Raw genomic sequence first — 12,112 nt, 5'->3', positions numbered from 1 at the left:
CGTTCTAAAACAAAAACGCTATACCCCCTAAGGACATAGCGATCCCTAGTTTTTTTATAGAGGGTGTTCTAGAACCTCTCCTGCGCTATGCGCAGAATTCTTCTTCAATTGTACGCCTAACAATATACCATAAAACATATATTCATTCTATAAAAAAATTATGCTTTATTTGTGAACTGTTTTCAGGATATAATAACAACAAAAAAGTTAGGTGATTCAACATGACAAAACGTTCAACTTTTGATGCGGCGCTTCAACAACTGCGCGAAAAATTGATGACGATGGTATCCGCTTCCCAACAAGCGCTACATGAATCGATTGAAGCGTTACAAACGCAAAATATTACAAAAGCAGATGAAATTATCGAAAACGATAAAAAAATTAACGAACTCGAGCGCGAAATTAACGAACTGGCAATTATGACGATTTTAAAACAACAACCGGTCGCATCTGATTTACGTCGGTTAATTGTTGCGCTGAAAATTTCGTCTGATGTCGAGCGCATTGGTGACATTGCGGTCAATATCGCAAAATCGGTCAAATTTATCGGCACAGAACCGCATGTGAAACCAATCGTCCACATTCCTGAAATGGCCGCGATCGTCAACGAAATGTTAGATCATGCGCTTCATGCGTTCCATAACGATGATGTTGAAGAAGCGAAACGCATTGCGCTCGAAGACGATCGAGTAGACGAATTACAAGGGAAAATTATTCAAGAACTAATTGACTTAATGAGCGAAAAGCCAGAGTTTACAAACCAAATTACACAATTGTCGTTCATCACGCGCAACTTAGAGCGCGCTGGCGACCATGTGACAAATATCGCTGAAAATATTTTATATAGCGTCAAAGGAATTCGCATTGATTTAAACTATTAAACATTCGGGTGCCTCCCATTGGGGCATCCTTTTTTTGTCGATTTCTTTTTCATGTGATGATATAATTTTTTTCGGGGGAGGTGAGTAAACATGGATGATATGCTCAAACGTATTTTCGATGAGCTCGCATTGTTGCGTGAACACATGGCTACAAAAGATGACATCGCCGCCATGGACAAGCGAATCGAACACATCGAACAAACAATGGCCACAAAAGATGATATCGCAAGCATTGAACAACGCATGGCTACAAAAGATGACATCGCTGCCATGGACAAGCGAATCGAGCACATCGAACAAACAATGGCTACAAAAGATGACATCATTAGCATTGAACAACGTATGGCTACAAAAGATGACATCGCAAGCATTGAACAACGCATGGCCACGAAAGATGACATCGCTGCCATGGACAAGCGAATCGAGCACATCGAACAAACGATGGCTACAAAAGATGACATCATTAGCATTGAACAACGTATGGCTACAAAAGATGACGTCGCAGACATTCCTCTCATTAAACAAGCCGTGCTAGAAACGTTAGAAGCAGTAAATGAAATATCAACGATCAAGCAAAACCTCGCTGAAATGTCCCAAAAACTAGATGATGTCATCGCAACTCAAGCGCGACATGAACTTGCTATTCAGTCGCTTGCGCTTCAGTCACTTGTACATGAAAACGAAATTCGTGCGTTAAAAGCAAGATAATGAAGCAAAAGGGGCTGACTCAAAAGCCCCCCTTTTGGTGAAATTTCACCGAAGTATGTGAAATAGACCACCTCTGAAACCCTTGATTTTACTAGGTTTTAGTGATGGTCTATTTTTCTATTTTAACCCAGATAGGAGCATTACCGCCTCTTTTGGTCAGCTCCTTTTCCATTTATTTTTCCTCTTTTGCTAGTTGTTCAAACGACTTCACTTTCCCATGTGGCTCATTTTGCGCTTGTTTACGAACGGTCCATTGTCGCTCTTTTTGTCTTTTCGATTGAGTCATTCGTCTCACCTCCCTTTTTATCATTTGTTCATTTTCCTTTTTTATGTCTTTTTCATCGTCTGAAAATTGTGTATATTTGAAATAAGGGGAAAAGGGGGAGAGAATTTTGTTACAATCGAAACAAGCGAAAAAAGCACTACAAAAAGTACAACGAGTGGCGAAAGAAGTAAAACGAACGATGCGATTAGACCAACCGCTCGCTCAACAACTCGATTCGTTGCGCGACGTATTAGACCGCCATCTCGAACGCGATGAATATTTTGTCATCGTCGATGAAGACGGAAAAGGTGTTGTGCATACGAACCGTTTGCGCGAAGGGATGGTGTTTGACGACGAAGTAGGAAAAAAATGTGCGAAAACAAATACCCCGCTGTTGCAACTGTATAAACGAAATACAGGTGAAGTGCTGATCGATGCTTCTTGTCCACTTTTCGAACAAAATGGAAAGCGCTTTAATTTACGCATGGGACGTCTCATCCATCAGCCGTATATAGAAATGTGGTTTGGCACGATCGTCTTATTGCCCGTTATCGCTCTTTTTATTGTTGCGTTTATGATGCATCTACCGTTCAAACAAACGTTGCTGCTGGCGAGTGCCACCGGTTTGATCGGTTTTCTCGTTTCTTTTTCATTTTACCGTACGATTATGAATCGCCTGCACGCGTGGTATCACGTCACTCGTGCCGTCTCATCCGGACAGCTTCATACCGAAGTGAAGACAGTCGGAAAGCGCAACGCTTTTCATCAAATCGGCTATGAAATTAACAAAGTGATTCTCGGCTTGCGCATGATTTTACAACAAATCGCAAAGGCAACCCACTCCGTTGAACATGTGAGCCACGAACAAAAAGAAGAAGCAAAACGAATTGCCGAGGCGTTCGATGAAGTATCAGCCACCATGGAAACGTTTCGTGAAGGGGCGCAAAAACAAACGACATTTGTCGATGAAGCGAAACAACGCATTCAAACGATGCTTGATTACATGCATACCGTCCAAACAGATATTGAACAAGTCGTCGAACGGGCGCAAACGACATTTCACTCCGCCCAAACAGGATATGCCCATATGCAAGCCGTTGAACAACAAATGAACGACACAAAACAACAAATGAACAACACCGCCAAACAAATTCAAACGGTCGCGAAAGAAGCGGATGCGCTCATTCAAAAAGTGTCCGCCATTACGGCAATTGCGGAACAAACGAACATGTTAGCGTTAAACGCTTCCATTGAAGCGGCACGAGCAGGAGAAGCTGGAAAAGGATTTGCCGTCGTTGCTTCAGAAGTGCGGAAACTTGCGGAACATACGAACGCTTTCGCACATGAAATTTTATCATCGCTTGCGAATACGTACAATCAACTATCAAGCGTTGCAAATGCGGTCACGAAACAAGCGAATACGATCGACGAAACGACCGCTTCCTTAACAAAACTGACCGAAAGTATTGCTTATTTCCAAACGATGTCACATGAGCTAAACGCGTTAAGCCAACGAAACCGAACGCTCATGCAACAAACGACAAAAGAAGGAAACGAACTACACGAAGCGATTGCAGATATTTATACGATCGCCAACGACTTTACAAAAGTCGTTCACGAAACGGCAAGCGGGCTGGAACAACAAGCGATGAGCGTCCATCAACTCGCAAAAGAAGCGGCGATATTGGCGGAGGAAGTGTATCAACTAAAACAAATTTTACATCGGTTTGGAATAAAATAAAAAAGCGAGCCTAATGCGCATTGGCTCGCTCCTTTTTTGTGTAGTATGCGTACGCCCCCATACCGATCGTTAAAACAAAAAGCAACAAAAGCATATGTCCTTCTTCTAAACTAGCTACAACGCTACATCCGAAACAAACGAGAAGCGGCGTTTCTAACCATTGTTCCTTGCTAAACAGCCACCATTCGAACAAACCAATCGTAAACGCCAATACGTACATCGTTCCGCCATGAAGCAAAAATAATGAAAAAACCGCCATCCATAGCGCGATGGCCGCTGGCAATAAAAGAAATGCATCATGCACACGTACACCGCGCTTAAACACGTATATATGAACGATAAGTCCAAAAGAAAACACAATAAGCGCCCATACATTTGCATCGTACCATTGAATGATGTGGAACGTTTCAAGCGCAAAGAAAAAAAGTAAAACGAACATCGCGATGACCGCTTTCCGCATGAATTCACCTCCCCACATTCAATGTACTACACTTCTTTTTTTCTAGCTAGGCATTTTTCGATACAATAGCAAGAAAATAAAAATGATGCTCATATATCCAAATAAAGGATACAATACCGTAAGAAGCGCATCATATCCGACTAAACTAAACGCATACATCGCCAACAAAAGCGCAACGAGAACAAAGAAAGGTTGGCGAAAAAAAAGCGCCAATTTCCGATGCAACCCAAACACCCCGGCAATAAACGAGGTGAAAATTTCCCCATAAATGATAGCGACGTATAACCAGTAAAACGAAGCAAGCGAACGTTTCACCACCTCCGCCATCGGAATGCTGTAAGATGACAACTGTGGCAATAGCGAAAGGGCAACATGGCTGCTAAATAAAATAAACATAAGCAACAGGCCACCAAGCCAGCCACCGAGACGAATCGTTTTTTCATCCTTTACCTCCGTTGCAAGCGGAACGAGAACGGCTTGCGCCATCGCTAAATTAAACGCCACATACGAAAACGGAGAAAAAAAAGCAGCAAGCGGCGGCTTCGTCCATACAACGTCGCTTCCGTTCATCATCGCAATACAGAAGCTAAATATAATCATCATCGGCACGACAATCATATTAACGCTTAAAATGCCGTTTAAGCCAAATAACATCGTCACAAAGGCAAGGATGATCGTGAGCACAAGCCCGACGTATGCCGGCATATGAAGCTGTTCTTCAAACACCGCTCCCGCTCCTGACAACATCACGGATGTTACACTAAATAACACAATAAACATAAATATATTTACAAAAAAACCTAATTTTCCAAACAAATAACTATTCAACTGTTCATATGAACGGGCATGAAGTCGAGCAGCCATCATCATTAAACGTGTCCCGAAAAAAATAAATAGCCCCCCGCTTGCCGCAATGGTTACAAACCCAATCGCACCGTATTGCGTAAAAAATTGCACAATTTCTTTTCCGGTCGCAAATCCAGCCCCAACGACCGTTCCTACATATACAAACGCAATTTGAACCGCCCGCATCCACATACGCTCTCCCCCACTCGTCCATTTTTTCTATATATATGAAAAAAAACGGCGAATATTTTCCGCCGTTTATTCTACAACTACATCAATTTTTGGCATATTATGCATATTTTTTGCCGTCACATGCGCCACAACGGAATACGTCCCTTTCGCAGCGAACGTATAGCTTGCGACATATTTTCCGTCGCCGACATGTTTTCCTTCAATCATTTGTCGGTCTTCTGTGCCATGCTTCCACACTTCAAATTTCACTTCTGATGCGTCGGTTACTTTTTCATCGCCATATGTCACTAAACATGCGAGCTCGACTTCTTGATTAGCCGGAAGCTTTTCTTCGACCGCCATTTTGACGTCTAAATACGCCAACTCTTCTTCTTCCGTATTATTGGCACAACCGGCGACAACAAGCAACATGAATGAAAACAACAACAACCATTTTTTCATTTGAATCCCCTTCCGTGTTACAATAGTTTCACAAAATATTCACAACTATTTGCTACAATAGTATTAAAATGCGATGGAGGATTTGTGCGATGCGTGTTCGTTTCTTTTTTTGGCTGATGATCGTGATATTATTAACGAGCTGCACATCACAAACGTACACCCCGATCAAACGGGACGGGGCGATCATTGGCGTCGTGAATATAAAAGAACAAAGCTTGTCATTTATTGATTATAACACGAAACAGTTAATTACAACATGGCAAGTGAAAAAACCGATCACAAAAGCCGCGATTCTTCCCGACGGCGATACGATCGTTTTATTCGGACAAGACATGGATGAAATGATCGCCTATACGTTATCAACTGGAAGAGAAGCGAAACGATGGAACGTTGAAAAAGGGGTAACGGATGTGCTCGTCACCGAACGTGACTTGCTCGTCGTCAACGAAAAAAAAGGGACGGTGTCGCTCATGACGTTCGATGGAAAAGTGACAGATGTGATCGCGACCCCGCCGTCCCCTTTTTCAGTAATAGAAGACGACAAACATAACCAATGGATTATTATTCATTTTAAAAATGGCGCGATTTCGTTTATTGACAAGACGACAAAACGAGTGACACGAACGGTCGATACGCTCAATTCCGCCGTCAGCGGCTTCGTCGTTCCTGAAACGAATGAGCTATGGGTTGGCGGGCATGGCAGCGGAGCAACGATTCAACAAGAAGCATACGTCCATTCGCTTGTCGATGGGCGTCTCATCACACGTGTAAAAGCAGAAACGATGCCAATTCAATTCGCTCAAACGAACGAAGCAATATACGTTCTTTGTCACGGATCGAACATGTTATACGCGTTTGATCGAGATACAAAACGCTTAATTCGCGAGCTGAATATTGGCGCCAATCCGTTTGCGATGACAAAGGCGAAAAACGATCTCGTCATCGCAAGCTACGACAGCAATGAACTACTTTTTGTTGATGAAAAAACATTCAAACAAACAAATACTGTTTCTGTTGGACACGGACCGTTTTACATCTTTTTCCGCGATGCGAAGGAGGAATGAACGTGGCAACGATTTTAATTATTGACGATGAAAAAGAGATGCGTGAATTGCTGCGCCTATATTTAGAGCCAGAAGGATTTACGTGCATCGAAGCAGACGATGGCGAAGAAGGGCTTGCACAATTCGGACGGAGACATGTCGATTTAATTTTACTTGATATTATGATGCCAAAACTTGACGGCTATCGTTTTTGCATGTACGTGCGCGAGCGTTCGCAAGTCCCTATCATTTTTTTAACGGCTCGAAGCGATGAATGGGATCGTGTATATGGGCTTAAAATTGGAGCTGACGACTACATCGTGAAACCGTTTAGCCCGAATGAAGTCGTGGCGCGCGTTCATGCTGTACTCCGGCGAACGAAAGGGGCTGACGCCGCTCTACAATATGAAGCAGGTCCGATCGTTGTCGATGAAAAAGCGCGAAAAGTCACGGTCAACGGAAAACCTGTTCTTTTAACGTTAAAAGAATTTGAACTGCTCATCTTGTTTTTAAAACATCGCGGTCAAGTATTTACGCGTGAACAGCTGTTAGATCGCGTCTGGGGCATTCATTACGTCGGCAGCACGCGCACCGTCGATACGCATATTAAAACGTTGCGCATTAAATTAGGCGACGCTGGGCAACTCATCCAAACGGTATGGGGAGTGGGATATAAATTTGATGAAACAGTTTAATTCTCTTTCCTTACAACAAAAGCTATGGCTAACGATTAGCGCTTTCTTAGTGCTTGCGGTGTTGCTTTTATATACGGTTGCTGTTTATATATATGAAAACATTTATATGTCAAGCGTCGAACAACGTTTGTTGCAAGAAGGAATGAACATCGCAGCAACATATGAAGGCGGTGCGCTGACGGACTCGTTTCGCGACACCGTTTCCTTCATCAATGACATATCCGATGCAGAAATTGTTCTCGTCAACAATCCGCGTGAATTAAGCGCCTGCTTGCCGTTTGAAGTCGATCACCACTCCATTATTAGCGAAACAGAACGGCAACAACTACTTGCTGGAAAAACAGTGACAAAAAAAGGATATGAACAAACGTTTGACCGTCAAATTGTCGGCATCATCATTCCGCTATTAGACGAACATCGCCTGATGGGCATTTTATATTTGTACGTTCCGCTCGCGTCCATTGAAGATGTGCTCGAGCGCATTCAAATGTTCGTCATGATCGGCGGTAGCCTTTTTTTATTCATTACTGTGTTTGTCGGTCGGAAAATTGCGATGCATTTTACAAAACCGCTGCAACATATGCAACAAGCGGCCTATCGCGTCTCGCAAGGCGATTTTTCCGTCCACGTGAATGTTGAAACGGAAGATGAAATCGGACAATTAGCGAAGGCGTTCAATCAAATGGCACATGCGCTCGCCAAAGAAGATGAACGAAAAAAAGAATTTTTAGCGAACGTTTCTCACGAATTGCGCACGCCGTTAAGCTATGTGAAAGGATATAGTGAAGCGCTATTAGACGGCGTCGTGGAAGATGAAGAACAACAAAAAAAATATATGAAGCTCATTCACCGCGAAGCGAGCCGCATGCAGCGTCTTGTGCGCGATTTGCTCGATTTGGCGCAACTAGAAGGCACATATCCGCTCGTGCGCACGCCGTTTTCAATCGCACAACTCATAGAAGAGACGATTGAAAAATACGAGCCGCTCTTGCAAGAAAAAGACATCCATCTTTCTCTCGATATCGACCATGATTTAGTTGTCGATGGCGATCCAGATCGCATCGAACAAGTGCTGCAAAACTTGCTTGATAATGCGTTGCGCTACACCCCTTCTGGCGGCAACATATCGTTACACACCGTAAACAAACATCCGATGTGCGAGCTCGTTATTTCCGATTCAGGACAAGGGATGTCGAAACAAGACATCGAACGATTAGGCGAACGCTTTTTTCGCACCGACCGCTCCCGCTCGCGCGAACATGGCGGCACAGGGCTTGGCATTGCGATTGTTAAGCAAATTGTAAAACTACACGGGGGATCGATCCGCTTTGAAAGCGAACAAGGAAAAGGAACGACCGTGTACGTGCAATTGCCGTTATATCATGAATCATAGTACAATGTATGTATGATAAGTTAAAGGAGGCAAACAAATGAAAGTGAGTTCCATCCCGATCGATTTAGAGCGGCTATTTGAATCGATGTGCCGCTCATTTGCGGTCATTTTATTTCGCCCAGATACGACGGTATTATGGGCAAACGATGCGTTTCTTCAAGCGATGGGCTACACGGAGCAACAATTGCTCGGTTTATCCCACCGTCAATTTTGCCTTCCTGAATACACAAACAGCTATGCGTATACGGAATTTTGGAATCGCCTGCGCAATAAACAACCGTTTTACGGCACAGTGCAACGCGTCACACGCGACGGCAAACATATATGGCTTGAGGCGCTCTACGCTCCGGTATTAGACGAACAAGGGCAAGTGCAAGCGATCTTTAAACTCGCCACCGATGTCACCGACCGCCACCAGACGTTAAATGAAGAGTTTGCGAGTTTACTTGAAGAAATGAACGCGAGCACGGGCGATATTCAACAAACAGCCCGCTTAATCAACAATCGCGTGAAACAGTTGAGTGAAAAAGCGGAAAAAGTAAGCAAAAGCACAGAGGAAATTCAAGGCGTCATTTCATTCGTGAAAGACATCGCGATGCAATCAAATTTGCTCGGATTAAACGCTGCGATTGAGGCAGCGCGCGCTGGCGAACACGGTCGCGGCTTTGCGATCGTCGCAGAAGAAGTGCGCAAAATGGCGGAAAAAAGCAAACATTCGGCCGAAGACATTTCAGAACAGCTGAATCATATTACAAACTCGGTGTTAGAGATGGTTCATATGCTTCAAGAAGTGGCGGAAAAAATAAACGATAGCGCCGAAGCGATCGACGAACTTCATCAAGTACAGCAACATATGGTGAAAATTACAGACAAACTGACGAAACTCATCTAACTGCCCATTGCGGCAGTTTTTTTATGGCGAAAAAAATTTTTATTTTTTTTAAAAAAGGTCTTGAAAGTCAAAAAAGGTCAAATTATAATAAAGTCAGAAAGGTCAAATATAGTCAAAGTCAAAAGGAGGTTGGTGCCTATGATGTGCCAAGTATGTAAACAAAATGAAGCAAACATCTTTTTACATGTGCAAGTAAACAACGACAAACAACAATTGCACCTTTGCGAGACGTGCTATGCAAAACAAAAACAACAATTAAAAGTGCCAGCAGGATTCCACTTCGATCGTTTCGATCAATTGTTCTCCGACTTTTTCGCACCGCTGACTAACGAAGCCGTTTCCCATGTCCAACAACAAGAACAACAACCGAAACGAAACGGATTGCTTGATCAATTCGGTCGCAACTTAACGCAATTAGCGAAAGCCGGACTCATTGATCCCGTCATCGGACGCGATAAAGAAATTGAACGCGTCATTGAAATTTTAAATCGTCGCAATAAAAACAATCCGGTGTTAATTGGTGAACCGGGCGTTGGTAAAACGGCGATCGTAGAAGGATTAGCGTTGAAAATCGTCGAAGGATCTGTTCCAACAAAATTATTAAACAAAGAAGTGTACGTGCTTGACGTCGCTTCCTTAGTCGCAAACACAGGCATTCGCGGTCAATTTGAAGAGCGAATGAAACAACTCATTGCTGAATTGCAACAACGGAAAAACGTCATTTTATTCATCGATGAAATTCATTTACTTGTCGGTGCCGGATCGGCAGAAGGCTCGATGGATGCAAGCAACATATTAAAACCGACGCTTGCCCGCGGAGAATTGCAAATCATCGGCGCAACGACGTTAAAAGAATATCGTCAAATTGAAAAAGATGCCGCGCTTGAACGCCGCTTCCAACCGGTCGTCGTTCATGAACCGACAATTGAACAAGCAATCAACATTTTAAAAGGCATTCAGCCAAAATATGAACAATTCCATCAAGTAAAATACACAGATGAAGCGATTCACGCATGCGTCACATTGTCGCATCGCTACATTCAAGACCGCTTCCTTCCTGATAAGGCGATTGACTTGTTAGATGAGGCTGGCTCTAAAGTAAGCTTAAAAGCGATGCCGACAAATAAAGAGGCAATCGAACAACGTCTTGAACAAATAAGAAAAGAAAAAGAACAAGCGGCGCAACAAGAAAATTACGAACTCGCAGCCAAATTGCGCACCGAAGAATTGCAGCTTGAAAAACAACTGCAACAAAACGGACAAGCAGAACAACCTATTGTTGATGTCATGCACATTCAACAAATCATTGAAGAAAAAACGGGCATTCCAGTCGGCAAATTACAAGCGGATGAACAAGCAAAAATGAAACATTTAGAAGAAAACTTAGCGAAAAAAGTGATCGGTCAAGAAGAAGCGGTGAAAAAAATCGCTAAAGCGATCCGCAGAAGTCGCGCCGGCTTAAAAGCGAAAAACCGTCCGATCGGTTCGTTCTTATTCGTCGGTCCGACTGGTGTCGGTAAAACAGAATTGTCAAAGACGCTTGCTGAACAATTGTTCGGCTCTAAAGATGCAATGATTCGCTTAGATATGAGCGAATATATGGAAAAACATGCGGTCGCCAAACTGATCGGTGCACCTCCTGGTTACATTGGTCATGAGGAAGCTGGTCAATTGACGGAAAAAGTGCGCCGCAATCCTTACAGCATCATCTTGCTTGATGAAATGGAAAAAGCGCATCCGGACGTGCAACATATGTTTTTACAAATTTTAGAAGACGGTCGTTTAACAGATAGCCAAGGTCGTACCGTCAGCTTTAAAGATACAGTCATCATTATGACATCAAACGCAGGGACGAATGTGGAAGGCGACTTGCTTCAACGTCTCAGCTTATACTTTAAACCGGAATTTTTAAACCGTCTCGATGCGATCATCGAATTTAAACCGCTTGAAAAAGCACATATGTTGCAAATTGTTGACCTGATGCTTTATGAATTGCAACGTACACTTTCGGAACAACACGTCACGATGACTATTAGCGACAAAGCGAAAGAAAAATTAGCCGAACTTGGCTATCATCCGACATTTGGCGCTCGTCCACTCCGCCGCGTCATTCAAGAACATGTCGAAGATCAAATTGCCGACGTGTTGCTCGATGAGGAAAACGTGCGGACAATCCACATTGATGTCAAAGACGACCGCATCGTCGTTGCAGCGAAAAAAGCCTAATCCGCATATGGATTAGGCTAAATGACTTAAAAAATTTTTCATTGACGAAAGAAAAAGATTTTTGTACGATAGTAACGTCAATTGCATACGAAATCTTTCTCGTCAACTAAGATGAGATAGAGGTCGCGGCAAATAATAGTAGTTTCATGGAGACGCAGAGACGTCGCTGAAGTGAGATGAAAGGATTTGTCGCCGAAGTTTATAGCGTGCTCTGGCGCTATAAGCTGGGCCTGTTGCCGAATAGGTGCAGGACTGTCATCGCGCATGCGGTGGAGAGCTATCGATCTTAAGTTTGATGCGGATGTGTCATATATTGTGCACCCGTTGAA

At 43.3% G+C, this 12,112-nt stretch carries 12 protein-coding genes and 2 riboswitches; of the genes, 8 read left to right on the top strand and 4 right to left on the bottom strand.

Going from position 1 to position 12,112, the window contains the following annotated elements:
- Positions 1-39 precede the first annotated feature (39 nt).
- Positions 40-84, bottom strand: a riboswitch (PreQ1 riboswitch).
- Positions 85-221: 137 nt separating this feature from the next.
- Together phoU and ACPF7I_RS04335 are read left to right on the top strand one after the other, a co-directional pair.
- The gene (gene phoU / locus ACPF7I_RS04340) at positions 222-881 is read left to right on the top strand and encodes a phosphate signaling complex protein PhoU (RefSeq protein WP_043965109.1); all 660 of its coding nucleotides are present in this window, start codon (positions 222-224) and stop codon (positions 879-881) included.
- A gap of 90 nt (positions 882-971) precedes the next feature.
- Entirely contained in the window at positions 972-1,589 is a 618-nt protein-coding gene (locus ACPF7I_RS04335) for a hypothetical protein (protein WP_430744601.1), read from the top strand.
- A 172-nt stretch (positions 1,590-1,761) separates the two neighbouring features.
- Here ACPF7I_RS04335 and ACPF7I_RS04330 read toward each other — a convergent pair whose 3' ends face one another.
- The gene (locus tag ACPF7I_RS04330) at positions 1,762-1,875 is read right to left on the bottom strand and encodes a DUF6254 family protein (protein ID WP_003396753.1); all 114 of its coding nucleotides are present in this window, start codon (positions 1,873-1,875) and stop codon (positions 1,762-1,764) included.
- Between the two features lie 106 nt (positions 1,876-1,981).
- Between ACPF7I_RS04330 and ACPF7I_RS04325 the strand changes: the two genes are divergently transcribed.
- On the top strand, positions 1,982-3,595 hold the full coding sequence (locus ACPF7I_RS04325; protein WP_430744603.1) for a methyl-accepting chemotaxis protein: 1,614 nt from the start codon (positions 1,982-1,984) through the stop codon (positions 3,593-3,595).
- Positions 3,596-3,605: 10 nt separating this feature from the next.
- On the opposite strand, the gene ACPF7I_RS04320 is transcribed toward ACPF7I_RS04325, so the two are convergent.
- The 3 genes from ACPF7I_RS04320 to ACPF7I_RS04310 form a co-directional block, all read right to left on the bottom strand.
- The gene (locus ACPF7I_RS04320) at positions 3,606-4,055 is read right to left on the bottom strand and encodes a hypothetical protein (RefSeq protein ID WP_430744604.1); all 450 of its coding nucleotides are present in this window, start codon (positions 4,053-4,055) and stop codon (positions 3,606-3,608) included.
- 42 nt (positions 4,056-4,097) lie between these two features.
- Complete coding sequence (locus tag ACPF7I_RS04315; protein ID WP_430744606.1) at positions 4,098-5,093, bottom strand: YkvI family membrane protein; 996 nt, start codon at positions 5,091-5,093, stop codon at positions 4,098-4,100.
- Between the two features lie 66 nt (positions 5,094-5,159).
- Positions 5,160-5,534 carry a FixH family protein gene (locus tag ACPF7I_RS04310; RefSeq protein ID WP_430744607.1) on the bottom strand — a complete coding sequence of 125 codons (375 nt, stop codon included), beginning with the start codon at positions 5,532-5,534 and terminating at the stop codon, positions 5,160-5,162.
- 89 nt (positions 5,535-5,623) lie between these two features.
- Between ACPF7I_RS04310 and ACPF7I_RS04305 the strand changes: the two genes are divergently transcribed.
- From ACPF7I_RS04305 to ACPF7I_RS04285, 5 genes are all read left to right on the top strand, one after another.
- On the top strand, positions 5,624-6,598 hold the full coding sequence (locus ACPF7I_RS04305; protein ID WP_430744609.1) for a YncE family protein: 975 nt from the start codon (positions 5,624-5,626) through the stop codon (positions 6,596-6,598).
- 2 nt (positions 6,599-6,600) lie between these two features.
- On the top strand, positions 6,601-7,272 hold the full coding sequence (locus ACPF7I_RS04300) for a response regulator transcription factor (protein ID WP_370627975.1): 672 nt from the start codon (positions 6,601-6,603) through the stop codon (positions 7,270-7,272).
- A complete protein-coding gene (locus tag ACPF7I_RS04295; RefSeq protein ID WP_430744611.1) occupies positions 7,259-8,665 on the top strand; it encodes an ATP-binding protein in 1,407 nt (468 codons plus the stop codon). Before ACPF7I_RS04300 ends, ACPF7I_RS04295 begins: the two co-directional genes overlap by 14 nt.
- A gap of 37 nt (positions 8,666-8,702) precedes the next feature.
- Positions 8,703-9,557, top strand: a complete 855-nt coding sequence (locus ACPF7I_RS04290; RefSeq protein ID WP_430744613.1) for a methyl-accepting chemotaxis protein — start codon at positions 8,703-8,705, stop codon at positions 9,555-9,557.
- A gap of 138 nt (positions 9,558-9,695) precedes the next feature.
- Entirely contained in the window at positions 9,696-11,783 is a 2,088-nt protein-coding gene (locus ACPF7I_RS04285; protein WP_430744615.1) for an AAA family ATPase, read from the top strand.
- 109 nt (positions 11,784-11,892) lie between these two features.
- A riboswitch (Lysine riboswitch) is annotated at positions 11,893-12,071 on the top strand.
- The last annotated feature ends 41 nt before the right edge of the window (positions 12,072-12,112 follow it).

Origin of the sequence: Anoxybacillus dikiliensis, assembly GCF_050613275.1 — a bacterium.
Taxonomy (GTDB): Bacteria; Bacillota; Bacilli; order Bacillales; family Anoxybacillaceae; genus Anoxybacillus.
Note: the sequence above shows the minus strand (reverse complement) of the source record. Positions and strands in the feature narration are given on the sequence as shown.